The sequence below is a fragment of the Pilosibacter sp. YYHA0881 genome, assembly GCF_051602715.1.
GTDB classification, from domain to species: domain Bacteria; phylum Bacillota; class Clostridia; order Lachnospirales; family Lachnospiraceae; genus Alitiscatomonas; species Alitiscatomonas aceti.
This window is the reverse complement of the sequence record NZ_CP175657.1, coordinates 2889438-2912700: the sequence shown is the minus strand read 5'-3', so window position 1 is coordinate 2912700 and position 23263 is coordinate 2889438. Positions and strand designations below refer to the sequence as shown.

At 46.6% G+C, this 23263-nt stretch carries 25 protein-coding genes; 6 read left to right on the top strand and 19 right to left on the bottom strand.

The window, feature by feature from the left end:
- The first annotated feature begins 138 nt into the window (after positions 1 to 138).
- On the top strand, positions 139 to 840 hold the full coding sequence (locus ACI6NM_RS13765) for a hypothetical protein (RefSeq protein WP_158357829.1): 702 nt from the start codon (positions 139 to 141) through the stop codon (positions 838 to 840).
- Positions 821 to 1765 (top strand): nucleotidyl transferase AbiEii/AbiGii toxin family protein, encoded by a 945-nt coding sequence (locus tag ACI6NM_RS13760; protein WP_337810770.1) that lies wholly within the window; start codon positions 821 to 823, stop codon positions 1763 to 1765. Before ACI6NM_RS13765 ends, ACI6NM_RS13760 begins: the two co-directional genes overlap by 20 nt.
- 5 nt (positions 1766 to 1770) lie before the next feature.
- Here the strand turns inward: ACI6NM_RS13760 and ACI6NM_RS13755 are convergent, their stop codons facing one another.
- The 5 genes from ACI6NM_RS13755 to greA all read right to left on the bottom strand — a co-directional run bounded on the left by ACI6NM_RS13755 (position 1771) and on the right by greA (position 5726).
- Positions 1771 to 2334, bottom strand: coding sequence for a hypothetical protein (locus tag ACI6NM_RS13755; RefSeq protein ID WP_262426957.1), 564 nt, complete (start codon positions 2332 to 2334; stop codon positions 1771 to 1773).
- Positions 2327 to 2866 carry a hypothetical protein gene (locus tag ACI6NM_RS13750; RefSeq protein WP_262426956.1) on the bottom strand — a complete coding sequence of 180 codons (540 nt, stop codon included), beginning with the start codon at positions 2864 to 2866 and terminating at the stop codon, positions 2327 to 2329. The genes ACI6NM_RS13755 and ACI6NM_RS13750 overlap by 8 nt, the downstream gene beginning before the upstream one ends.
- 124 nt (positions 2867 to 2990) lie before the next feature.
- Complete coding sequence (locus ACI6NM_RS13745; RefSeq protein ID WP_022273566.1) at positions 2991 to 3764, bottom strand: AIM24 family protein; 774 nt, start codon at positions 3762 to 3764, stop codon at positions 2991 to 2993.
- Positions 3765 to 3852: 88 nt separating this feature from the next.
- Positions 3853 to 5184 (bottom strand): 2-hydroxycarboxylate transporter family protein, encoded by a 1332-nt coding sequence (locus tag ACI6NM_RS13740; RefSeq protein ID WP_438500920.1) that lies wholly within the window; start codon positions 5182 to 5184, stop codon positions 3853 to 3855.
- Between the two features lie 38 nt (positions 5185 to 5222).
- Entirely contained in the window at positions 5223 to 5726 is a 504-nt protein-coding gene (gene greA, locus ACI6NM_RS13735) for a transcription elongation factor GreA (protein ID WP_022273568.1), read from the bottom strand.
- A 289-nt stretch (positions 5727 to 6015) separates the two neighbouring features.
- Between greA and ACI6NM_RS13730 the strand changes: the two genes are divergently transcribed.
- Positions 6016 to 6573 (top strand): hypothetical protein, encoded by a 558-nt coding sequence (locus ACI6NM_RS13730; RefSeq protein WP_215653455.1) that lies wholly within the window; start codon positions 6016 to 6018, stop codon positions 6571 to 6573.
- 484 nt (positions 6574 to 7057) lie between these two features.
- Here ACI6NM_RS13730 and ACI6NM_RS13725 read toward each other — a convergent pair whose 3' ends face one another.
- The 7 genes from ACI6NM_RS13725 to ACI6NM_RS13695 all read right to left on the bottom strand — a co-directional run bounded on the left by ACI6NM_RS13725 (position 7058) and on the right by ACI6NM_RS13695 (position 14362).
- The gene (locus tag ACI6NM_RS13725; RefSeq protein WP_262426954.1) at positions 7058 to 8269 is read right to left on the bottom strand and encodes a tyrosine-type recombinase/integrase; all 1212 of its coding nucleotides are present in this window, start codon (positions 8267 to 8269) and stop codon (positions 7058 to 7060) included.
- 146 nt (positions 8270 to 8415) lie between these two features.
- Complete coding sequence (locus ACI6NM_RS13720; RefSeq protein WP_262426953.1) at positions 8416 to 9624, bottom strand: tyrosine-type recombinase/integrase; 1209 nt, start codon at positions 9622 to 9624, stop codon at positions 8416 to 8418.
- Positions 9625 to 9695: 71 nt separating this feature from the next.
- Positions 9696 to 9926, bottom strand: coding sequence for a MerR family transcriptional regulator (locus ACI6NM_RS13715; RefSeq protein WP_002576363.1), 231 nt, complete (start codon positions 9924 to 9926; stop codon positions 9696 to 9698).
- The gene (locus ACI6NM_RS13710) at positions 9919 to 10341 is read right to left on the bottom strand and encodes a type II toxin-antitoxin system PemK/MazF family toxin (RefSeq protein ID WP_097783096.1); all 423 of its coding nucleotides are present in this window, start codon (positions 10339 to 10341) and stop codon (positions 9919 to 9921) included. Before ACI6NM_RS13710 ends, ACI6NM_RS13715 begins: the two co-directional genes overlap by 8 nt.
- A 649-nt stretch (positions 10342 to 10990) precedes the next feature.
- Positions 10991 to 11509, bottom strand: coding sequence for a hypothetical protein (locus tag ACI6NM_RS13705; RefSeq protein ID WP_147598672.1), 519 nt, complete (start codon positions 11507 to 11509; stop codon positions 10991 to 10993).
- Between the two features lie 12 nt (positions 11510 to 11521).
- The gene (locus tag ACI6NM_RS13700) at positions 11522 to 12673 is read right to left on the bottom strand and encodes an AAA family ATPase (RefSeq protein ID WP_147598673.1); all 1152 of its coding nucleotides are present in this window, start codon (positions 12671 to 12673) and stop codon (positions 11522 to 11524) included.
- A 597-nt stretch (positions 12674 to 13270) separates the two neighbouring features.
- Positions 13271 to 14362 (bottom strand): AAA family ATPase, encoded by a 1092-nt coding sequence (locus ACI6NM_RS13695; RefSeq protein ID WP_262426952.1) that lies wholly within the window; start codon positions 14360 to 14362, stop codon positions 13271 to 13273.
- A 339-nt stretch (positions 14363 to 14701) separates the two neighbouring features.
- Here ACI6NM_RS13695 and ACI6NM_RS13690 point away from each other — a divergent pair, with 339 nt between their 5' ends.
- Complete coding sequence (locus ACI6NM_RS13690; RefSeq protein WP_262426951.1) at positions 14702 to 15916, top strand: ATP-binding protein; 1215 nt, start codon at positions 14702 to 14704, stop codon at positions 15914 to 15916.
- 253 nt (positions 15917 to 16169) lie between these two features.
- Here the strand turns inward: ACI6NM_RS13690 and ACI6NM_RS13685 are convergent, their stop codons facing one another.
- The 4 genes from ACI6NM_RS13685 to ACI6NM_RS13670 all read right to left on the bottom strand — a co-directional run bounded on the left by ACI6NM_RS13685 (position 16170) and on the right by ACI6NM_RS13670 (position 19239).
- Positions 16170 to 16460 (bottom strand): helix-turn-helix domain-containing protein, encoded by a 291-nt coding sequence (locus tag ACI6NM_RS13685; protein WP_262426950.1) that lies wholly within the window; start codon positions 16458 to 16460, stop codon positions 16170 to 16172.
- Between the two features lie 473 nt (positions 16461 to 16933).
- Positions 16934 to 17665: an ImmA/IrrE family metallo-endopeptidase gene (locus ACI6NM_RS13680; protein ID WP_262426949.1), complete on the bottom strand. Its 732-nt coding sequence runs from the start codon at positions 17663 to 17665 to the stop codon at positions 16934 to 16936.
- Entirely contained in the window at positions 17662 to 17922 is a 261-nt protein-coding gene (locus tag ACI6NM_RS13675; protein WP_262426948.1) for a hypothetical protein, read from the bottom strand. Before ACI6NM_RS13675 ends, ACI6NM_RS13680 begins: the two co-directional genes overlap by 4 nt.
- An 81-nt stretch (positions 17923 to 18003) precedes the next feature.
- Positions 18004 to 19239 carry a DNA polymerase Y family protein gene (locus ACI6NM_RS13670; RefSeq protein ID WP_262426947.1) on the bottom strand — a complete coding sequence of 412 codons (1236 nt, stop codon included), beginning with the start codon at positions 19237 to 19239 and terminating at the stop codon, positions 18004 to 18006.
- 201 nt (positions 19240 to 19440) lie between these two features.
- On the opposite strand from ACI6NM_RS13670, the gene ACI6NM_RS13665 reads away from it, so the two are divergent.
- Positions 19441 to 19836, top strand: a complete 396-nt coding sequence (locus tag ACI6NM_RS13665; RefSeq protein WP_262426946.1) for a helix-turn-helix domain-containing protein — start codon at positions 19441 to 19443, stop codon at positions 19834 to 19836.
- 59 nt (positions 19837 to 19895) lie between these two features.
- Here the strand turns inward: ACI6NM_RS13665 and ltrA are convergent, their stop codons facing one another.
- Entirely contained in the window at positions 19896 to 21179 is a 1284-nt protein-coding gene (gene ltrA, locus ACI6NM_RS13660) for a group II intron reverse transcriptase/maturase (protein ID WP_195277079.1), read from the bottom strand.
- A gap of 598 nt (positions 21180 to 21777) precedes the next feature.
- On the opposite strand from ltrA, the gene ACI6NM_RS13655 reads away from it, so the two are divergent.
- A complete protein-coding gene (locus ACI6NM_RS13655) occupies positions 21778 to 22290 on the top strand; it encodes an ImmA/IrrE family metallo-endopeptidase (protein ID WP_257360077.1) in 513 nt (170 codons plus the stop codon).
- Between the two features lie 71 nt (positions 22291 to 22361).
- Here the strand turns inward: ACI6NM_RS13655 and ACI6NM_RS13650 are convergent, their stop codons facing one another.
- Complete coding sequence (locus tag ACI6NM_RS13650) at positions 22362 to 22793, bottom strand: hypothetical protein (protein ID WP_148337307.1); 432 nt, start codon at positions 22791 to 22793, stop codon at positions 22362 to 22364.
- Entirely contained in the window at positions 22762 to 23190 is a 429-nt protein-coding gene (locus ACI6NM_RS13645) for an MmcQ/YjbR family DNA-binding protein (protein WP_438500919.1), read from the bottom strand. The genes ACI6NM_RS13650 and ACI6NM_RS13645 overlap by 32 nt, the downstream gene beginning before the upstream one ends.
- Positions 23191 to 23263 lie beyond the last annotated feature (73 nt).

Below are 23263 nucleotides of genomic sequence, written 5' to 3'. Positions count from 1 at the left end.
TCTGATTACAGGCTACCACATTTTTATTTTCTGCACAAGATTTTCCAGAAAACTTTCCTTGGAACATGTGTCAAGGAAAAATAAATTTTACTTGACATTTTATATGTCTGAAATATAATGATGTTAGGGAGGTGGCGTATGAACAGCTATGCAGAATACATCAAGACAGTGATCGGGCAGGAGCCTGAAAATAAGCTTCTGGAAGCAAGCGTTTTATATCAAAGATCATTCGGCACTATTCCTGAGATGACCTACTATAAAACACTGGAAAGAATGAGCAGGCAAGGCTCCCTTGTACATCTTGCCAAAGGCTTATATTACAGACCAAAGAAATCACGATTTGGAGCAATTCCGATCAGCGAAAAAGAAATTGTCGGTCACTATACGAGTGATGGGAAAGGCATTGTAATTGGTTACAGACTTTACAATCAGAAAGAACTGACAACACAGATCAGTAAACGGGTTGAGATCCTTTCTTCTGCCATTTCAGAGCAAAAGAAAAATATCAATAACGTTTGCGTGACATACAGTGGGGTTGCTTTGACGCAGGATACGATCCCGGTAATTGAAACACTGGAGATTCTTCAGAACTATAAGTCCATTGAAGATATCAGTAAATCCGCACTGGCTGCATATATGAGAGAATTCGCACTTGGATACTCTGATACTGCCGCAGTATTTGTCCTTAAAAATCGGAAGTATAAGAAATCAACCATTGCATTTCTGGAGAGATTTCTGAATTACTTTGGTGTTGAAAACACCTTATGCCAGTTCTTATCAGCACTCTCATCATATGCGATTCCGGAAATGGAGGAATTCTATGAACCTGCACAAGCATAGAGAAGAATTTGAAGAACTGATCGCTATCTCAGCAGATTATATTGGAGTCCCTGCCGATGCAGTCCGCAGGGATTACTATATTGTTCAAATGATGCAAAATCTTCAAAACAGCGAATACGCCGAAGCCTGTGTGTTTAAGGGAGGGACCTCTCTCAGTAAATGTTACCCAGGGTCTATCAATCGTTTTTCTGAGGATATTGATCTGACCTTCATACCTGTAGAGGATATGAATAATAAAAAATACAGCAGGGCCTTAAAAAGGATTGAGAATACGATCTCAGCTGGTTTTCTGATGGAGAAAATAGAGGCTGAGCGTAATGACCGGAACAAAAGCGCATATGTCTGGCCTGAAAATGAAAGCCGGGAAACCTGTCGCATAAAGCTGGAGATTGGCTCCAGTGTCAGACCGGACCCTTTTTCAAAGAGAAGTATGAAAACCTATATTCAGGAATACCTTGACGCAAAAGGCATGCATAATGTTGTAGAAGAATTCGATCTGCAGGAAGTCAATGTGAATACACTTGATATCACACGAACCTTCCTGGATAAGGTGATGTCTGTTAAGAGACATGCAATCTGCGGAACGCTTCCACGAAAGGTGCGTCACATATACGATGTTACAGTCCTTCTGGATCGCAGTGACATCCAAAAATTCCTAAAGGATACGGAACATCTGAAGCAGCTTTTAAGCCTTACAAAAGAAACCGACAGCCTCTATCTTCAGAAACGTAATATTTCTGAAGAATATGATCCGATGAGGGCATATGCCTTTGAAAACTGGAAACAGTATTTCAACGATGAAATTCGTAGCCGATACGAAACACTTCATGAGGATCTGCTCTATACATCGGATCGCCAGAGCTTTAAAAAAGCAATTCAAGCATTTGAATTTATCAGTCAGCTGTTTGCTTCAATCGGTGAATAAACAATTTAATCCCCAAGGATCTCCCGGCTCACGATCCCGGCCCGGTCTCCCACATATGTCTGGGCCAGCTCGTACAGCAGAACGTGATCGTCCGGCGGCATCTTGCAGAACCATTCCCAAAGGAACTCCCCCTCCGGCGTATAACAGGAAACTACCATCAGCGGCTCCTCACGGTATTGGAAGTCCAGAGCCGTCTGCTCTGAAAAATAGTAAAATCCGATCCGGTAACACTGCTCTCTCCCTTCCAGCAGGATCACAGGGCTATGATGATCCGTACTTCCTTCGCCGTTCCTGCTATCCAGCGCTGTCAGCGGACGGAACCGCTTTAACCCCATACAGTAGCCGGTTGCCTTATTAAAAACGTCGTCCTCTTCGACCGTCCAGACATCGGTTTCTGCCTTGCAGGTCACATTGTGGAAGTACAGTGTATGATCCCGCTCCAGCTCTCCCCGTGAAAATACCCTGTCCCTTCTGCCGTATCTGCCGCCTGCTGCCAGGATCCCTCCCATCATTACGGCTCCTGCCAGGAAAAAGAGCAGATGGTTCCAGATTTTTCTTCTCTCATTCAATTTTTCTCACCAGCTCCCCTTCCTCATAGCCATAGACCAGGTCATACAGCTTCGCATAATCGTCCGGCGGTAGCGTGCAGTAGCCTCCCCAGATCTCTTTACCATCCGGCCCGCTTCTGGAAGCGATTACGACCGGGTTCTCCCTGTGCGCGGAATCATAGGAAAGCTGGCCTTCCGGATCAAAAAAGCTGATCTGGATCCTGTATTCCTCTCCGCACAGGAATACTGCCGTCCTAGGTTCATCCATGACGCATCCCAGTATCATCTCTGTCACTGCAATATACCGGAATTTTTTTAGGCTTTTGCAGAGAGAGATCACTTCTTCGCACACCTCTTCCTCATTAACCCTTCGCGCGCTGAACGTTCTGGGACATGTATGATTTTCAATATAAAGAGCGCTTCCAGCCAGCTCCCCGGCGGAAAACAGCCTGGAATCATCCCGGCTGGCCAGGAAAACGCAGAACAGCAGAAGCACCGCCGCCATTCCGGCCGCCAGGGAAATAAAATAACCTGTTTTATTATGCTTCATCATTAATTTTACTGTTTTTGGTCAGGATATCACTCTGTTTTCGATTGAAAAAAGCGGGTGTTTCTCTAAAAGAATACCCGCTTATGGCCGTTATCCCCACATATCAGAACCGGATCCCGCCTCTTTTTTAAATATTGGGCATATTGGCCGTTGGCATCATCAGGACCTTTCCTGTGCCGCGGTATACGTTCACCAGCCCCTCTCCAGAGGCCGCAGAGCCGATGAGGCTCTTTCCGGACCGCTCCACCGTAAAGTCCAGAGTGCTGCTCCAGGCGATCACAAAATTCCCATCCACCTTCAGAACGTCGTTATCCAGGCGGATCTCAATCAACTCCTCTCTGGGACAGGAGGCCTCGATACACGCCACACCGTTTCCGTTGAGGCTTAAATTGAACAGTCCCTCTCCTCCGGCCACGGCCGAGGACAGGTTGGCCCGCATGACTGCTTTGTGCTTCAGGCTGGACTCACAGGCCAGGAAAAGGCCGTCGTCCAGGACCACAGAGCCGCCCCAGTCAGCCACATCCAGGAGGATCAGATGCCGGTAGGTGGGCTCCAGTACCAGGATCCCGTTTCCTGTATATTCCGGCTTAATGGTGGATTCCCCGCTGGCCTTTCCCCGTACAGCTTTTCCAAAGAAATCCCCCACGCCCTTGATCCCGGTGGTGGCGTTCACGTTTCCCAGCATCCACTGCATGGCTCCCGCCTGGATCGTAACCGGAGACTGGCTCAGATCACAGACCAGCTGACGCTTTTTCACATTCATCTGGGCGCTGTAAAAGGCTGTGACTGCCGATGACGGAGTGATGCTGAGATCCCGCTGGTATTCGATCACCTGGAACGCCCCAAGCCTGGAAATGATCTTCACATCATCGTTGTCTGTAAAATTAGAAATCTGATACATAGGCTCCCTCCCTTAAGAAATCTGATAATATTGTTTTTGAATTACGGATATCTTATCATATAAGGAAGTTTCTGGCAAGAAAAACGTGCTATCCCACCAGCTGCACCAGGATCCCTCCCAGGGTCAGCATCAGAGCCCCGCAGGACCTGGTAACGATCTGGGCAAATGGAAGGAGCTCCATGCGGTGGGCGCTGCTTAAAACGGCCACATTTCCAGAGCCTCCCATGTTGGTGGTGCACATACCGGCCGCAATGGCAGATTCCAGAGGATAAAATCCCGCCAGTTTTCCCAGAACTGCCGCCGTCAGCGTGATCACAGCCACCACTGCTGCCACCGCAAGCAGATAGGGAACCGTCAGCGTCTTCAGGATCGAATTCAGGTCGATCAGCGTGAATCCGATCCCCGTAAGGGCTGCCGCCGTCCAGCTGTTGATGGCAAACTGCCCCCACTCTCTGGCCGCGTCCTCCAGGGTCTCTGACAGGATCCCCGTTCCCTTCACCAGGACCACTGCCAGGATCATCCAGGCGTAGGTGGGGATCATGGGCACAAATTTATGGAGCACCGCCCCCAGCTGGTAAAAAGCAAAAGCTATGACCATTCCCGTACATAAGGAGCCAAAGGACGGCTTCATGGGAGGCGTTTTCTTCACCGGCCGGCCATCGTTGACCAGGATCCCGTTTCCCGTAAGCTCCGGCCGCCTCTTTCCAAGATTATTGAGCAGGCCGCCGAAAATAATGGCCACACAGTTTCCAAGGACTGTGGCAGGAGCCATTTTCGTCAGCATGGCCGAGGGGTCGGCTCCCAGGGCCTGGGCATATATATCCGAAAGGGGAACTGTGCCCGCAGTCATGCCGCCGCTGGTCATGGGCACTCCCAGGTACAGGATCCCGCCCCAGAAGCCCTGGCCCAGAAGGATGCCAAAGAGTCCCGAAGCCAGGATCCCCACAGCCAGAGAAGCCGCCGCCACCGGAAGAAGCCGCACCGTGGCCCGCAGCAGAAGCTTCCGGTCAATGTTAAACAGGCTCCCCGTAATCAGCGCTGAAATATAAAAGATCAGGAACCCGCTGTCATTGATGAAAAAATCCATGGTCGCATACGTCTGCTCCGGCAGTAATCCCACCGCCTGGATGGCCGCCGCGCCCAGGATGCAGATCACTGAACCGCCCAGATACGTTTTCACCACCGGCACCGTATTTCCAATGGCATTCAGCCCTTCCCCGAACACCATCAGCACCAGAAATGCCGGTACCAGGCTTTTGGGTACACAGCCCGTATACATACAGGCCGATGTCAGCGCCAGTACCCCCAGATACAGCCCCAGGGGCATTCCCAGGATCGTCCGGCCATGGTCCTTATGACCCACTCCCATCCCTGCCTTGTCTTCCTGTCTTCTTTCCAATGCTTCCCTGCATATTTCCAAAGCCTTTTCCTCCGTCTTAAAGCCGTCCGCTGCTGTTTTTAAAAGCTCCTCAGAGCGTCGCTGCCATCGTCCACCGTTTTTTCGATCCTTTTTACGATCACATCATACCCTGCCTTATCATTGATCTGTACATGGACCCGGTCGCCCACCTTATGGCCCAGCAGCGCCTTTCCCAGAGGCGACTCGGAGCTGATCAGGTTTTTAAGGGAATTTCCCCGGACTGTGGTGACGATCTTGTACGTTTCTGTTTCGTCGTCCTCCTCAAAATACACATCCACCGTATTATAAAGCCCGATCTCATCCTCTTTTGAATCGTCAGATATCACCTTTGCGGTCCTTATCATCCGTTCCAGGTACCGGATCCGGCTCTCATTTTTGTTTTTATCCTTTTTGGCTGCATAATACTCAAAGTTTTCGCTGAGATCTCCCTGGGCCCTGGCCTCCTTTACTGCTTCAATGGCCTCCTTACGGACCACCAGCTTCCGGTACTCGATCTCCTCCTCCATCTTTTTTATGTCATTTTTAGTCAGTTCATTATACATGTCTGTGTTCCTCCTGTCATGAAAGGCGGCCCTTTCCTCTGCCGCCGTGCTACCATCTTACCGCGGACCGGGAAAAAAATCAACCGGCAGAAGAGAGCCGGCGCAGTCCCCTGTACCGGCCTTGAAACAGCAAAGGCTTTTTATGGGTATACATGTGGAAATCTCACCCGCTTGTTCCGGACTGGTATTTATGCTACAATGTCTGCAATATCCATTCGCCGGGTGCCTTCTGGAGTTTCTTCCTTTTACATGGGATCCGGCGTAAGAATTTCCAGAAAAGGAGAACTCCATGCTGATCACGTTCACTGCCTATATCCTGATCCCCGTTTACACCCTCCTCTTTGTGGCGGGAAGCGACTGGTTTACCACAAACTTCTCCGTTCTCGGGAATATTGCGGGCCGGAACGAGGCCTTTGTCCTCTGGGGTCTTATGGTCGGGATCTATTTCTTCGTCTGTTTAAGAAAGATCTTCCGCCGCATGCCGGAAAAGCCCGCGGGAACCTGGCTGGTGCCTCTGGCCCTGGTGCTCCTGGACTTTGCCGTCACCACGCCCTATCTGCCGGAAATGTTCCCCTTAAAGGCTTACCTTCACATCGTCTTCGCCTTTCTGGCCGCCGCATGTCTGATCCTCTGCGTATTCCTTACGGTCCTAAAGCTTTACCAGAGGGATCCCAGGGAATACAGGCCATATCTCTGGGGGATCGGGATCATCGTGGCCGTCTCTGCCTTTCTTTTTATCCTGGCAGGGATCGTCAGCAGCGCCCTGGAGATCTTCTTTACGGTCTCCATGACCTGGATGGTCTATGGGCTTTATAAAAATATGACAGCAGGGGACGGCGTTTCGTAACGTCCCCTGACTGTACAGACAGCCTGTTCTCTGTTTCACTTCTCATATCATTTCATATTTTCAGGAGGGATCCGATTGCTGTATCATAAAATGCTTGAACAAAAGAACCATTTACTAAAAGAGATCCAGAACTTACAGCAGCTTCTGGCTTCCTGTCCGGATGGAGAGCTGATCTGTGCCAAAAATGGAAACTATATCACCTATATACATTCCCGCAGCGGGGGGGGGGATGTCATAGGGCACAGGTTCCTGTGACACAAAAACCCTCCCGGAAGAAATCCCGGGAGGGCTGTAAAATACCGTTTGAAATTGTCTGGCCGCCAGAAATTAACGCTTGCTGAACTGCGGAGCGCGACGAGCTGCCTTTAAGCCGTACTCACCTGTCCTTGATCCAAAAAGTCCAGTATTCATGCGGGTTTTCGGGCTTTCCTCTCTCAGTAAACCCATAGGTAAACCCACGAAATCGCGAAATTTTTGGTGCAGTTTAACGCAGCCCGAATGCAGCATTCACAACGCTGCTTAATTCCTCAAGTTTATTATACTTGACTTTCGCATAGATGTCCATAGTTGTTTTGCTGTTCTCATGGCCTGCCAGATACTGCACCGTCTTAGGATCAACACCTTTGTAAATCAGATTGGTGATGTAGGTGTGCCGCAGCATGTGCGGAGTCACCTTGAAGTCCATCGTATACACCAGCTTGGGATTATTCGGCTGATGCTCACCAAGCCTTGGCTTGATTCTATGCTTGATGGACTGTCCATTTACATAGGTGTAATAACAGCGTTCTGCGGTAGAACGGACTGTTATGTACTTCCAGACCCTCACAAACTGTTTTTCCGTCAAAACAGTTCCTTTCGAATTCGAGATCACATATTCCGATTCTGATTTTTCCCTTTCTTCCCTGAGGCAGGCTACCAGGCATTTGGGAATCGGAACATCTCGCTTCGCTGCCGGTGTCTTCAAAAGTGTGTTGACTACCGGCTTACCGCCTTCCACATGCCATGCACGCCTTACGGAAATGTACGGCGTTTTTTCATCCAGGAATACGCAGTCCCATTTCAATCCAAGAATCTCTTCTCTACGCAATCCCGCGTACAAGCCGATCATCACGAAGACATACGGCGGAAGCTCACGAATGCTCTCCAGCAAAATGGCAGTCTGTTCATCCGTCAACGCCTCGCGTCGTTTCGCAGGCTTTCCGCCTCTTGCGCAAATCGTTTTGGATGGATTCTCTTTGATTACCTTGCTCTCTTCTGCCGAATTAAAAATGTTCTTAATCAGCATATTGAGCTGACCATACATTCCGGAAGAACCTTTTGAGAGTGGAACCATCAGCAGCCGCAGGTCATCTGTGGTCACCTCGTCCATATACATCTGTCCAATCGGACCCACGATGTACCGATTCACCATTCGCGCGTATCCTTCCAACGTATTGGTTCTTACTGTTCCTGACCGCATCAGCAGCCATTTTTCGCAATACTCCTCCACAGTCGGATTCTCTCTATGGAAAACCACTTCCGCGATTTTCTTCTGGGCATCTTCCACCCGGTCATACAATTCTTCGCGTGTCAGTCCATAAATCGCCACTCTCTTTCCGTCTGCATCTGTAATCCGGGTACGGTAATACTGTACCCCTTTCATCATCACTGTTCCGTATTCCGGAAGTTCAGCAGGACGCTTTTTCCTTTTAGCCATGTATTCTCCTCCTATCTATCTTCATACATTGCGTGTTGTCACTTTTATTATCATGGCGTACACCACTTCCTTCAAGGATGTCGAATGTATGTAAAAAGGGCAGGGATTTTTGACCATCCCTGCCCCAAGTTTTTTCTGATTTACTCTTAATCCCACGATGCAAAAGCATCTTCCAGCACTCCTGCGAGCTGCTCTGGGCGATTATATTTCACTTTGGCGTAAATATCCATGGTGATCTTGCTGCTTTCATGACCGGCAAGATACTGAACGGTCTTCGGATCAACCGAAGCATGAATCAGATTCGTAATATAGGTGTGCCGCAGCTGATGCGGAGTCACCTCAAAGTCCAGACTGTAAACCACATTTCCATTGTGTGCTGCCTTTTGCCCCAGCACCGGCTTCACCGTATGCTTTACCCTCTTGCCATCTTCATAGCGATAATAGCAGCGTTCTTTGGTGGTACGGGTTACGATATACTGCCATAATCTCTTGAACTGCGTATAGGACAAAGGGTCTCCATCCCGGTTTGCAACCACATAATCTGATGTCGATGTCTTCTTTGCCTCTTTCAGGCATTCCAGAAGATTGTCCGGAAGAGGGACATTCCGATGCGCTGCCTTTGTTTTCAGCTCTGTCAGAATCACCGGACGATTATGCTCCGTATGCCAGGCTCTCCGAACGGTAAGGTACGGAGCCTCGCAATCCAGATACACTGAATCCCATTGAAGTCCGAGGATTTCTTCTCTCCGCAATCCTGCGTACAGCCCAAGCATTACAAACACATACGGCGGCAAGCCGTAAATGGCATCCAGCAGCTTATCCACCTGCTCATCCGTAAGCGGGAGGCGATCCCTCTGCGGAATCCCGCCCACATTCTTCTTCAGATAGATGGTCGGATTCTCATCAATAATCTTGCTCTCCATTGCTGCCGTGAAAATACACTTATATAGAACATTCACGGATTTGTACACGGATGCCGACTTTTTCGATGCCGCCAACAGTGCCAGGCGAATGTCATCTGCTGTTACATCTCCCATATGCATATCGCCCAAGGGCTTAATGATGTAGTTCTTCACTTTCGATGTATAGTCAATCAGCGTTGTCATCCTAATCTGTGCCGACTGCATCAGCAGCCATTTCTCGCAATACTCTTCCACCGTGGGTGTACTGCGGCGATACGTCTTGTTCTCAATCTGCTGGATCGCTTCCTGTTCCTTCTGGTACAGTTCCTCTCTTGTTCTTGCATATAAGGAAACCCTCCGTCCCTGCTGATCTGTTACACGGGTTCGATAATACTGCGTTCCCTTCATGCTCACCGTACCATAATCGGGAAGCATCATTCTTCTTGCCGCCATATCATTACCTCCATTCCTGTTGATGCCTTCATTATTGCGGATTCATCGTCAATACTCAACGATGTCGATTTTCACCGCCGAAAGCTTCGAGGTTTGCGATATGTCGCAGCACGTTCCATCGGTTTTGCACGGTGCGTACATTTTGCAATGTACTCTTGAATCCCCACTTCTGTGAAATAAACGCAGCCGTTTTCCACATACTGAACATAGGAGATCAAACCGTCTGTTCTTGCAGCATCCAGTGTTTTAACGCTAATTCCCAGTATACTGGCTGCCTCTTTCCTTGTAATCAGTTTATCCATCGCCTTCTTCGCCATCCTTTCGGCATTTGCCCTGTCTTTTTTTCTCTGCCTGTTCCGGAATGTAATATCCAAGCTGAATCCTTACAGCTTCGTCAATTCCACGCATCTGCCCCTTACTTACCCGCCCAAGATAGCGAATCACGCATACCTTGTCACAGGTGTCGAGCTGTTCTGCCAATACCATAGAAGGTTTTGCCAGTCCCTTTGCTTTACGGAGAAAGAAATGCGTTGGCTGCTTTCGCTTCTTCTCAATTTTTGATGTCAGCGGAGCAATCGTGATCGTCGGCGCATAATAATTGCCGACATCATTCTGAAGAACCACAACAGGACGAACACCGCCCTGCTTTGATCCGACCGGAACACCGAGATTGGCGAGATATAAATCACCTCGCCGATAAACCCAGTTTTCTTTCATTTGCTGTTGTCTCCAATCTCCATACACTGATATGGATAAAGCCTGCCAGATATCATGCTGATACAGCACCCAGCAGTGCTTTCTGAAAATATGGTTTCTCTGTACTTTTTCTTATCACCCCAGAGATGTAGGATTTCTCACAGGCGGCAGTGTGCTTCACTGCTCCATTGGACTTTAACCATCCCGCCTTCCTTATGGCCGGACCGCGAATTACGGAAGTATCATTGTCCCTGTCTGGCTTTACACCGCCGCCGGTTGCAATCCGGCATTTGCTTCTGCGAAACCGCTATCGCCCCGATGGGCTTCATGGCGTGCAGTCGAAGGCTCGACCAAACAGGAATGTACCTGAAGAATGAGTATTCAGTTTTCAAGGGACATCCGGACTTTCGTCCTTACAAAGTAAGTTTAACAAGAATCCTTCGGTTTCGCGTTGGCCTCGTAGGCGCACTTTGGTTGTCCTTGCAGGACTACCTACGGTTCGTTTTGACTTTTTCAGTGTCCTATGCAGCCGGATTGGAGCAAGAAAAAATACCCCGTTGGTTTCCCAACGAGGCATCGAAGACGATTCTATTCTGTTTTCTGTAAACTGGTACCCGTTTATCTCTTGGTGACCATTTGAGTCACGGCCAATGTATCAAAATAGCAAAGCTCATCTCAGCAAATCAGACAAGCTGTATTCTCCTTTGGGGATATTTGCTGTTCTGCGATACTCTTTTATGGCTTTCACCAAGAGCTGAGGGTTACTGAAATACTGCTTCACAAAATCATACGACTTCACATCATGCATCCGAAGATTTGTTTTACAAAATTCGCTTGGTTTTTTTCCAGAACGCTTAAATTGATCATATGCTCCTTCCGCATGAATAATCAGCATTTCAATTTCTGGAGCAGTAATGACATTTACCACGTCAATTTTCTGCTCATATGCTTTACTCAATCGAAATTCCTCTCTGCGAGAATCCAAAATCCGTATCACAGAAATCTGCTCATCGAATCCCTTCCGTAAGTATCGCTCCTCAAATCGTTTAGCACTTCTGCAACGGATAACACGTTCTTCCAACATTTCTTCTCTTTTGAAAATCAGAAGATCATTATCAACCAGTATGTCGATAATAGCTTCTTCGGCAGAGCCTTCACATATACACGCCTTGTATTTTGCTAATTCCATTCTGCTGCCTCCTTAATTGATTGAAGCAGCCAGGCTTTTCTTCAAGCGCATATACGCTTCATATGCTGGCGTTGTTCCTTCAAGGAAGCCGCTCTGGTAGGCATCACTCTTTTTAATATCATTACGTTTCAATATATAGCTCAAATTTTCTGCTGTAATGCCGTTACGGTTTCTTACAATACAAATTCCGTCATTTCGGTCATATTCATCCAGCAGTTCCGGATAATGTGTAGTGAAAATAAGCGTTCCGCCATTTTTGTTCAGTCGGCTGTCCATAAAGAAGCGCACTAAGGTCGTTACAATTTCCTTGTTGAAATGATTTTCTATTTCATCTACCAGAAGATAACCACCTGAATGAAGAACTTCCTTTACCATCGAGAATGTAATAATGCCCTTAATCGTACCAGAGGACAGATACTGCTCAAGGTCTGCCGCATTATTCAGGATAATCTCTTCTTCATCCTTAAACTTCAAGTGGATAAATGTTTTTCCCTCTGTCTGCTCAAAGCACAATTTCTCAATGGTTGGATCGAGAAATGCAATTACCTCCAATGGAATATCTTCGGTAAATGGAAGCACATTCACATTTGTATAGGAAAGCAAGCTGAATATTTCCACTGTATCATTCACCTTTTTATTATGTGCAATGACAAAGCTGACATCATCAGAAAGGTATGCTTCATCGCTATTGCGCTGCTCTACAGGCTTCATTCCTGTAAAATCTGTCAGATACTTTTTCGACTTAACGGTTGCAATCGGTTTTTCCCAAAGGCTTTCAGACAGAATCGAATACACATATTCCCCTGTTTTCGACTTCTTTGCTGCAATTACAGTTTCCAAGCAGCAGACGTAGCTGCGCTTATCATAAAAATATGTGCGGATTGTAGCCTTCTTCGCTCCGCCAAGAATACTTTTTGCCTCCACATGATTGATAGGCTCATTTTTCACAATATTTAAGGCTAAGCTAATGACCTTTAATACCGAGGTCTTGCCAGATGCGTTAATTCCAATGAAAGCACAGGCAGAGTGGAGATAGTAGTTATCCGTCAAACGGTAAAGACTGTCTTTGTCCTCTTCGCAAACACGTTGCTGCGTATAAAAACAAATATCCAGGTCTTTTTTGAATAATGGGAGTCCCTGTGCGGTGATGCGGAGTATTTTCATAGATAGTCCTCCTCTAAAAACGGCTTTTTCGTTTTTATTTTCTTACAGCCTTATTATACGTCACAAATCAGAAAATATCAACGGATTTTTCGTTTTTATTTTCCAAATTGTTTTTGACACCATAAAGTATCCGTTCCATACGGCGAAAGCCTTGTGATTGCTGACCTGTTCCACCGCATGAAATTTCCCCAACAGCAACAGATTTCAGGGTCATCTTGAAAAATGTAAATTACCAACTTAGTCAGAAAAACTTAGTTAGTGACCAAGTTAGTGAGCAAGATAAATCGCCGGACATCCCACACACAGTTTTGATTCTTTGTATCCACCTTATTGCCCACGGCAGTGATGGCGCTCAGTTATAGTGATTGGTATTGTAGGTTTTGCCGTCCGCAGCAGTTATTCGAGATTTTCGAATAACTGATTGCCGGACAGTTCGATCAGCAAATCACTCAGGATCACTCTATCATGGGCAAAGCCAATGATAAGTCCTATGACGCAACCCATGATACAACCCATGATAACTTAGAGGATGACACCCATCAAGATATCCACCAAGTTAGCCACCAAGATTCAATGCCGTCAGCAGTTATATTGCGCCTAATACCACATTTCCAACTCGTCCAAAAGGGAATCCTGCGGAAGCGAGGCAAACACATCATTCTCGACCGCACAGCGTAAAGAGTCTGTATTTCGTTTCAGTACATCCGATGCAGAAACAGCAGAAACCTGATATACATCTTCCTCCAGATGCTTACGCAAAAACACATAACTATGTTTCGGCAGGTTCAAATCCAGCATATCTGTATTATGCGTTGTAAAAATCAACTGTTCATCATCTCCGATACGATCCAGCATAATACCGAAAATCCGTTTTTCAATATCGCTCTGAATATAAGAAAAATGTTCATCACAATAATAGAAACTGCTTTCTTTTGTCGCCATTGCAGCAAGGAACATTGCGACATCTATTCCTTCTGCTGTACCACTGGACAGTATCTCCCGATTCAGCAGTTTACCTTCCTGAATGATGATTTCCGTTCCACCGCGCCGAATAATAAAGGTATCCTTCAAATCTTTTGATAAACTAACGTCCTGCAATGTAGGATCAAGCGTTCCAATAACAGCACGCAGTGTCTTCAACAAAATGCTTATATTTGCACCTGTAAGTTTCAAAGATTTTTCTATTTCAGGATATGCAAAACGATATCGAACAGCACCTACCATTTTCTTAAGTGCTGTAGCGGTTCTGGTTGCCTCTATCGTTTGATTTTTCAGCTTCTTTACACATTTTTCATACGAATCCATCGTATCAATGTCTGCGGTCTGATACTGAATGTCAATCTCCTGATTAGAAGCATCAATCTGAGCTGACAACCGCTGCAGGCGGTAATCACCATTTACAAAATCAATACTGAAGTATCCCTTATCGCCTGCAACCATATCATACAGCGGTGTTGGATTTCCATCAGTCATATATCCGAAAATACGAAGCAAAGCCTTTCCAAGGCTGGTCTTTCCTGTAGCATTTGCACCCATAAGAATTACAGCCTTCTTATAGCGAAACCGCTCTCTTCCTTTCAGATATTCCTGATCGATAATCGAATTGACAATCTTTTTGGGATAACTGAAATTGATATGAAAATCATTGAATCCATAAATTCCCTTTAACTCAAGGTCTAATACGATCATGTCAGAGCCTCCATTTCATTATTTCGCTTTATCCGAACTAATGATATCATATTTAAAGGAGCATTTCAAGGACAATAGTCCACATATCCAAGCAATATTTACATCTATGCTGTATATTATTCTCCATATTCCACGCCTTTATATCGTGTATTGGGCGTGTAGTTTAAGGACGTAATCGACATTTACGAGAACCGTCCTCATTCCGCCAAAGCTTATCTGAAATTTCTCGTCGAGTTTTGTATTATATCAGTTATAACTTATAAATTTACAATTTCGCCATTGAGATTCACCTGTAAGTGCGCTATACTATAGTCAGCCACGGAAAGGAGGCTAAGACTTATGATCAAACGAGAACTGTATATGAGCCGTATCCGTCCTTTTATCGGAACAGAGCTGATTAAAGTCATGACCGGTATTCGCCGCTGCGGGAAGTCGGTCATGTTGGAGCTGATCAAGCAGGAACTCACGGAGTCCGGCATCAGCCCGACACAGTTTATCTCCATCAACTTTGAAGATATGAGCTATTCCCACCTGCAAACCGCACAGGCTCTGCATGACGAGATCACCGCAAGAGCCGCCGAAATAGATGGCAAGGTCTATTTGTTCTTTGATGAAATACAGGAGGTCAAGGACTGGGAAAAGTGCATCAACTCTCTCCGTGTTTCTCTGGATTGTGATATCTACATCACCGGCTCCAATGCAAAGCTGCTGTCCGGTGAGCTTGCAACTTATTTGGGCGGTCGGTATGTGGAGTTTGTGATCTACCCGTTCTCATTCGGGGAGTTCATGGAGCTTTACCGTTCGATTGTGCCCGATGCGCCCATCCAGCAGTGTTTCCAAAAGTACCTGCTTGCCGGAGGTATGCCCTACCTCGCAAACCTTCGCTATGCAGATGCTCCGTCCAAGCAATACCTTCATGATCTATTCAACTCTGTCCAGCTCAAGGACATCGTGAAGCGGAATAAAATCCGGGATGTTGACTTGCTGGAACGGATCATTGCCTATGTGATTGCCAATGTGGGTACGACCTTTTCTGCGACCTCGCTTGCGAAGTTTCTGAAAAACGAGCAGCGTACCGTTGCCCCGGAGACGATCCTGAATTATATCAAATACTGCTGCGAAGCATACCTGTTCTATCAGGTGAAGCGGGAAGATTTGCAGGGTAAACAGATCCTTGCCTCCAATGAGAAGTATTATATTGCCGACCACGGCATCCGCGAGGCGGTCTTTGGCGGCAATATGCGGGACATCAATCTCATCTTGGAGAATATCGTGTATCTGGAATTGCTGCGCCGGGGCTATGAAGTGACCGTTGGCAGAACAGGCGATAAGGAAATTGATTTTGTATGCGACAAGCGCGGCGAAAAGCTGTATGTTCAGGTCACCTATCTGCTGGCATCGGAAGAAACGGTCAACCGTGAGTTTGGCGCATATGATAACATTCGAGACAACTTCCCGAAGTACGTTGTTTCGCTCGATGAGTTTGATATGAGTCGAAACGGGATTAAGCACCGAAATATCCGTGATTTCCTCTTGGCTGAGGAATGGAACTAAGTACGAAGCCCAACATCACGTTGAACAGCGTGGTGCTGGGCTTCTTTTATGTTGCGTTTCGGTTTTTTTTTGAGGATAAAACCTCCTGTGTGCCGTTTGCTTTTCTTTGTATAGGGAGAAAGCCAGAGAGGAAAAAGAGGGTGAGCGCAGGCTGCGGGAACGGTGTATGCTCCGTATCGTCTGATTCAGCTGAAAAATGCCTCGTCGGTTTCCCAACGAGGCATGTGATGTTTACGGATTGCCAAAATTCTTTTTAGATTTTCTTCGCAATCGTAGACAGCTCCGAAATAATGCTCAGAAGGTCATTTTTGACTTCCTCTTTGCTTGGCTCACTACCCATCAGAAGATAATCCGTGCTGACATGGAGGAGGCAGGACAGTTCGATCAGCAAATCAATGGAGCAGCTGCGCTCTCCATTCTCCATACGGCTGACATGCTGCTTGCTTGCCAGTCCCAGGCGAACAGCCAGTTCCTCCTGTGTAATGCCACGGGAAGTACGAACATCGTGAAGTCTCTTACCAAACTCTTTTGCGTCAAAATACATATGTTTCTCCTTCCGCACAGCCGGTACAGAACCGGACCAGCGGAAGGTCAAAAAAGGAGCCGCATGACGGTGAAGAAAAATCCTGTGCCGATAAAACAGAACATGGGTATTCCATAATTCTGTCTCATGCGGCATTCGGAAGACTTCGCCTGTCAGCGGCTCCACAGCACAGCTATGACTTATAAAATTGTGTTAATAGGGTTATTTATTGTCATCTCAACCATTCAAAGACGAATAGTAGAGCTGCAATCTCCGTAATCTTCTCATCTCCAAAACATTGAAAACGGTCTCGCGTCCGCAGGCCTTGCATTTGGTCTGCACATGTCCTCTGGTATCCTCAAAGACGATGATTGAATTATGTCGGCAATAAGGACACCTGACAGTCCTGGGCTTTTGGGAAGCAATCGCATCCTTTGCCCGGATGATTTTAATCTGCATTTCCGCAGATGGTTCCGATACTCTGATATTCCTGCTCATGGCCACACCTCCAATGGATCACGATATTCATAATCCTTTTTCCGGTTCAGATAGCCCAGTTGTTCCAATCGGATAGCTGCTGCTGATCTCGAAACACCAAAGACACCACAGAAGGCATCTATCTTCACTTGGTCACTGTCGTAAAAACGCCATCCATAACAGGTCAGAGGCTTTCTGCTGTTAATGAACCACATCGCCCGATCCACTTCTGACTGAGGCATCAGAATGGCAGCTCCCAGCGTATTGGCCTGCCATTCGTTCCAATCTTCCTGCGTTCTTAGGACGCGAGAGCCATTTTCTCGCACTTCCGGTCTCTTATGGCAGGCTATCTTTCGGTCATCGGAATCCAGCTGAAACAGTATCTGGTGAGCGCACTCATGCGCCAGCGTAAATCTGCGTTTTCCGCAGAGTTTCCGGATATTCGCTGGTTCAATGAAACTCTTGTCTAGAACCACATCATTGGTTTTCAGGAAGATGCTCCTCTGACTTCCATCAACCTCTATCTGATATTCTGTATCCACATACGCAGTCAGACCATAGATGCTTCCGTCCGAGGACAACTTTTGAAATGACACCTTCAGGTTCAGATAATCGGATGCAAACTGGTCAATGGGTGTCGGAAGTGCGAATCTTGCCGGATCATCTGCTTCGCTGCCGAAAAAGGACTTTTGAAAATCTCTTATCACTGCAACAGCGATTTCTTCTATGTTTTTCTGCGAAAGGATCATAGGCACGGCTCCTTTGCTTCAACGAACCATTTTTCATCTTCGTTGTACAGGAAACTCTCATGCCCACCGATCATGACCGTATAGCGGATTCCGCAACCACCCACCTTCGTGGAAGCAGCCCGACACTTATGTTTCAATCGGTCGATCTCATACACCCGTCCGTCAATCCAGCGAATCAGGCGCGGGCGGATATTCCCCGCTGCATCCACATCCAAATTCACAGGTACATATACTTTTCTACATTTCTGTTCCGACATATTCTACGCTCCTCCTCTGTAAACCGGCGAATGTGTTGACTTCTTTTTGCAAAGAACTCACCAGATTCTACCGGTGCTGTATCAACCAATCATTCCTGTCGGCATAACCAAATCCACTTTTCGCTCTGTCGGCATCTTGCTTTTCTGAAAAAGCATCCCATTCTTAATCGCATCTTTCCCGAATCGGAATCGAATCTGCTCAATTGCTGCGTCCAGCCGTTCCTGGCGATCCATTGATTTCACGTCAGTGAATAGGTCGTATTGTATCGGACAATCCTCTTCAAACAGGTTGATTGCCCGAACCGTCACCGAACGAATCGGATGCTCCCACTGATAATTCTTTGCAAACAGAGCAAATGCAGTTTTCGCCAGATAGGTGGGGCTTTGTGTCGGAATACTAATCCGGCACTGCCACTCCTTCGTGTAAAGCTCGTTGTTGCGGATGGAAATCGCTATTCCGCCCGCTTTCTTCTTATGTGTTCGTAGCTTGGTTCCGATCTCCTGCACCAGCTCCAGCATGACACACCAGACTTCGGCGTTATTTTCCAAATCCTGCATGGTCGTTATCCCGTGTCCGATGCTCTTTACCGGAGAAACATAATCGGAACGCATAACCGGCGAATCATCCAGTCCATTGGCATATTTCTTAATCGCCAGTCCATTCTTTCCAAGGCGGCACTCCAAGAAATCATCCGACGTTGCAGCAAGCTCTCCAATCGTATGAATTCCATAACCGGATAGAACCTTCTCGGTCGCTCTGCCGACTCCAAGCAAGTCAGAGGCCGGAAGACACCAAATCTTTTCCCGGAACAAATCTGCTTCGATGCAGGTAATCGCATCCGGCTTTTTCATATCCGACCCAAGCTTGGCAAAAATCTTGTTGAAGCTCACTCCTGCGGAAATCGTAAGTCCCAGTTCAAACTTAACCGTTCTGCGAATCTCATCTGCAATTTCAAATCCAGTTCCCATGCAGCCGCTTCCGGTCACATCCAGCCAGCATTCGTCCATCCCATACGGCTCGATCTGGTCTGTGTATCGACCGTATATCTCACGGGCTAATTTTGAAAACTTCATATATTGCTCATAGTGCGGCTCCACGATCACAAGATCCTGGCACTTCTGTTTTGCCTGCCAGATTGCCTCACCCGTGGAAACGCCAAACGCCTTTGCTGCATAGTTCTTCGCAAGGACGATACCATGCCGTTCCTCCACAGAACCGCACACTGCCACCGGCTTGTTCTTCAGTTCTGGGTTCAGCATACACTCGACAGAGGCATAGAAATTATTCATATCACAGTGAAGAATCACTCTTTGCATCCCGTATTCCTCCTCTCCGTTCGTGAAAGCACGAACAACTTTTCACGAACACATTGACACACAGCATTTCTTGTGATACTATAATTACACGAATTATATTTCGTGTTTTCATCGTCATTATAGCAAGCACAGTTTTTCGTGTCAATAGGTTTTTATGAAAAAATGTTCGTGTTCGTCATCAAAAAAGAAAGAGGTATTTCTATGGTCTTCAAAGAAAGGTTGAAAGAAAAAAGAACAGAAGCCAATTTAACTCAGGTAGAACTTGCAGAGAAGGCCGGTGTAACCGCCCGCACAATTCAGAATTATGAGCTTGGCAGCCGTAAACCATCCAATATGGTCACAATCCAGAAGATTGCAGATGCGCTGAATACTACTACCGAGTACCTGCTGGGAAGCAGCGGCACCTATGTCGTAGAAGCCCATGAAAAAGGCGGCGCAAAAGCAGCGAAAGATATTGAAGAACTGGTCAGCGAAGTGACCGGTATGTTCGCTGGCGGCGAATTAAGCGAAGATGCCATCGAAGGAGCTTATAAAGCTCTGACCGATGCCTACTGGATTGCCAAAGAGAACAATCGAGTAGGAGGGAAAATTAAATAAATTTTCCCGACCTCTCACACCACCGTACGTACGGATCCGTATACGGCGGTTCAATCAACTTAACATGTAACACATCTCTTGGTGTAGTAATCTATCATTGAGACTAATCCAAATTGGGTTAGTCTTTCTTTGTTTATTGCAAAATTCATAACTCTTCGCTGACACACATAAGCGATTCGACTACCTGTATATGCCGTAATCCAGGCTATATCCTTATCAACTCCAAGTTTCATCAAATTCTTTATTCGATTTTGCGGAGTTTTCCATTGCTTCCAGATACACATACGCAACCTATAACGAATTCTTGCATCTAGTTCTTTGCAGAGAGTTTTCATACTTCCTATCTTAAAGTAGTTAATCCACCCTCTTATAAGCTGATTGAGTTTCTCCACCTTATAGCTGTTGCTGACTCCCCAGCTACGACAGGTGAGTTCTTTCATTCTTTTCTTGAATTTCGCTACTGATTTTGCGTGTGGTTTTGCCTTAAGCTGATGTGCTCTTGAATCAAAGTAGAAACCAAATCCAAGGTATTTAAGCCCTTGTGGTCTATCTACCTTACTCTTGGTCATGTTGACTTTGAGCCCTAGCTTCTCCTCAATGAATCGTGAAATATTTCTCATGACTCTGTTGGCAGACATTTCGCTTCCGACCATAATAATACAGTCATCCGCATATCGTACAAAGTTAAGCCCCCGCTTTTCCATTTCCTTATCAAGTTCATTCAGCATAATGTTTGCCAATAATGGCGAAAGATTTCCTCCTTGTGGTGTCCCCACAATGGTATCCTCATATTCATCATCAATCATGATTCCGCTGACAAGGTATTTTCTAACGATAGAGATAACATCTCCATCTTTGATAGTTCTACCTATGATAGTCATGAGCTTATCATGGTTTACTGTGTCAAAGAACTTTTCCAAGTCGATATCTACAATCCAGTTATTACCCTCATTCATCATGTCGAGCGCTGTTAGAATTGCTTGCTGAGCACATCTGTTAGGTCTGAATCCATAACTATGGTCATGGAACTGTTCCTCATAGATTGGTGTTAAAACCTGTGCAATGGCTTGTTGTATGAATCTGTCTGTTACTGTTGGTACTCCTAGGTTTCTGACACCGCCATCAGGCTTTGGTATCTCCACTCTTCGTACTGGCTGAGGTTTATATTTTCTCATCCTTAACTGTTCCTTGATGATTTCGCCGTTCTTTGCAAGGTATTCTTTGAGTTCTGTGTACTTCATTCCGTCCACTCCCTCTGCACCTTTATTTCGTACGACTTGCAGATATGCTCTGTTGAGGTTATCACTAGACAATATCTGCTCCATTAGACTACTTGTACCCAAAGGGTATGATATGTCCATGCGTTCTTTCCTTTCCGTCTCGCTTGATTTGACCACCTTTTCCCGCTTAGTTACGGCAGATGTTGCCATTTCTGCAATCCGAGACATACTCAAACTTATTGATTGTTCGCCCCTTTGCTCCATCTCCATTACAGAGACTTCTTCACTACTATGGGCTCGGCTGACTTCTCACAGTTCGTTGTTACTAGGCTGATGGAACCTCTGTGAGACCTCCACGCTTAAGGTGCACGCTCTTTCTCTCCATATATCCGCCACATTTACTCTGCTACTACAAAGGTGATAGTTATTAGACTTCGTTGCTTCATGCCAACTTATCTCTCGTAGCCTAGCCTTATATGTGATTTCTGTTCGTCGGACCAGAGATTTGCTTACAGCTTCCTTCAGATTCTACCTCGCGATAGACACCCTTGCTGTTCGGCTATACACTTCCCACTATCTGGGCATGTTCGGGACTTGCACCCGTTAGAGCGCGCCCATGGCGCGCAAACATAAAAAATACGCCCCGAAAACGAGGCGTAAAAAATCCGATCAGTGATATTTATCGTACACACTTTTCGCTATACTGTAAACTGGAGGTGGTATGATGAATGCGGAACAGCTTTCACGGGTCGGTGAGAAACTGGTAAAACGCTGCGGTTCCAGAGACCCTTTTGAAATTGCAAGGCAGCTTGGTATCAATGTCATGCTTTGCGAAAATTTCGGCTCCCTGAAGGGAATGTACCGGGTGATTAAACGAAATCGCTTTATTTTCCTGAATAACAGTCTGGATGAAAATATGCTGCGCATCGTGTGCGCACATGAATTAGGGCATGACCAGCTTCACCGGAATATGGCGAAAACCACCCCGATTCATGAGTTCATGCTCTATGACATGAAATCCAAACCGGAATATGAAGCCAATATCGTAGCAGCGGAGATTCTGATGGACAGCAACGAAGTCCTTCGTTACATCTATGAATATGGATACACAGCCGAGCAGATCGCCAGCGCGATGTCCACTGACATCAATCTGGTTGCGCTGAAGGTCGCACACCTGGCAACACTTGGTTATAATCTGCACGCGCTGGAACATAAGAGCAATTTTTTGAAATAACGTATCTTCGAGGAGCCTTAACCGGCTCCTCTTTTTTGTTGCAAATTGTGCAGATGCCGTCTGCACAATTATCAGCCTAACATCTGCATGTGATAGAGCTTAACTTTTTCCTCGAACGGAAGCCCCGGATCAATGCCGACTTCTTCCCACATCACACCATACGGTGCGCCGCCATCTGTATATCCAGCGATAAAGGCAAAACGACCATCGCAGTCCTTATACAGCTCTGTCAGCCGTTCCCGTTCTTTCGCTTCCCGCTCCATTCTCCGCTGCTGGAGCCGCTGTTCTTCAGCCCGTTTAATCTGGTCGAGTTGTTCCTGTGTATAATTAACTCCAAGCTCCTGCAAATCTTTAGCGGCAGTCACAACATCCACATGAAAGCGTTCCCGGTAATGCTTGTTCATCTTTTTCGGTGAGCCGGTATAGGTGAGCAGCCACTGCTTGCCTTTGCGGAGGCGTGCTTCCTTTCGCTCAGCCTTCGTCAGTTTCTTCTTCTTTGCCATTTGCGGAATCTCCCGGATTTTTTGCTGATGACTTTGGTTTGCGCTTCTTCGGTGTCGTCAGCTCATAGCTCAAAGAAAGCAGGTCTTTGATAGCATCATCCAGTTCTGGTTTGCCAAGCTGAATACTGAGCCATTTTTCCTTGTTCATGTGATAGGCCGGAAAATAGCCGTCCTGCCCACGAAGAGAACCGATCAGCAGCGGATCACTTTTCACATTAAGGACATCAACGATGCCTGCTTCCGGCAGTCCCAACTTATCAGCAGATACTTCCAGAACCACACCATACCATTTGTTATTATCGTTGTGCCGCAGCACAGCATTCCAGTCATGCCAGGGGTATTCCGGCTCTGTGCCGTACTGCTGGCGTATCCATGTAAATAATTCTTGTCGTGTCACTCCATCGCTTCCCCACTATTTGTGGTTTGTGCAACGACCTGTTGCACAAATTCTTGCCTCAGATAACTTTCCG

Coding starts and splice junctions, on each gene's coding strand:
- ACI6NM_RS13700 (WP_147598673.1), bottom strand. CDS start 12,673: ATGAAAATACTCCGCATCACCGCACAGGGACTCCCATTATTCAAAAAA.
- ACI6NM_RS13665 (WP_262426946.1), top strand. CDS start 19,441: ATGGTCTTCAAAGAAAGGTTGAAAGAAAAAAGAACAGAAGCCAATTTA.
- ACI6NM_RS13680 (WP_262426949.1), bottom strand. CDS start 17,665: ATGATCCTTTCGCAGAAAAACATAGAAGAAATCGCTGTTGCAGTGATA.
- greA (WP_022273568.1), bottom strand. CDS start 5,726: ATGTATAATGAACTGACTAAAAATGACATAAAAAAGATGGAGGAGGAG.
- ACI6NM_RS13675 (WP_262426948.1), bottom strand. CDS start 17,922: ATGTCGGAACAGAAATGTAGAAAAGTATATGTACCTGTGAATTTGGAT.
- ACI6NM_RS13715 (WP_002576363.1), bottom strand. CDS start 9,926: ATGGATAAACTGATTACAAGGAAAGAGGCAGCCAGTATACTGGGAATT.
- ACI6NM_RS13695 (WP_262426952.1), bottom strand. CDS start 14,362: ATGATCGTATTAGACCTTGAGTTAAAGGGAATTTATGGATTCAATGAT.
- ACI6NM_RS13725 (WP_262426954.1), bottom strand. CDS start 8,269: ATGGCTAAAAGGAAAAAGCGTCCTGCTGAACTTCCGGAATACGGAACA.
- ACI6NM_RS13750 (WP_262426956.1), bottom strand. CDS start 2,866: ATGATGAAGCATAATAAAACAGGTTATTTTATTTCCCTGGCGGCCGGA.
- ACI6NM_RS13670 (WP_262426947.1), bottom strand. CDS start 19,239: ATGCAAAGAGTGATTCTTCACTGTGATATGAATAATTTCTATGCCTCT.
- ACI6NM_RS13655 (WP_257360077.1), top strand. CDS start 21,778: ATGATGAATGCGGAACAGCTTTCACGGGTCGGTGAGAAACTGGTAAAA.
- ACI6NM_RS13690 (WP_262426951.1), top strand. CDS start 14,702: ATGATCAAACGAGAACTGTATATGAGCCGTATCCGTCCTTTTATCGGA.
- ACI6NM_RS13730 (WP_215653455.1), top strand. CDS start 6,016: ATGCTGATCACGTTCACTGCCTATATCCTGATCCCCGTTTACACCCTC.
- ACI6NM_RS13760 (WP_337810770.1), top strand. CDS start 821: ATGAACCTGCACAAGCATAGAGAAGAATTTGAAGAACTGATCGCTATC.
- ACI6NM_RS13685 (WP_262426950.1), bottom strand. CDS start 16,460: ATGTATTTTGACGCAAAAGAGTTTGGTAAGAGACTTCACGATGTTCGT.
- ACI6NM_RS13650 (WP_148337307.1), bottom strand. CDS start 22,793: ATGGCAAAGAAGAAGAAACTGACGAAGGCTGAGCGAAAGGAAGCACGC.
- ACI6NM_RS13745 (WP_022273566.1), bottom strand. CDS start 3,764: ATGTATCAGATTTCTAATTTTACAGACAACGATGATGTGAAGATCATT.
- ACI6NM_RS13765 (WP_158357829.1), top strand. CDS start 139: ATGAACAGCTATGCAGAATACATCAAGACAGTGATCGGGCAGGAGCCT.
- ACI6NM_RS13710 (WP_097783096.1), bottom strand. CDS start 10,341: ATGAAAGAAAACTGGGTTTATCGGCGAGGTGATTTATATCTCGCCAAT.
- ACI6NM_RS13705 (WP_147598672.1), bottom strand. CDS start 11,509: ATGGAATTAGCAAAATACAAGGCGTGTATATGTGAAGGCTCTGCCGAA.
- ACI6NM_RS13720 (WP_262426953.1), bottom strand. CDS start 9,624: ATGGCGGCAAGAAGAATGATGCTTCCCGATTATGGTACGGTGAGCATG.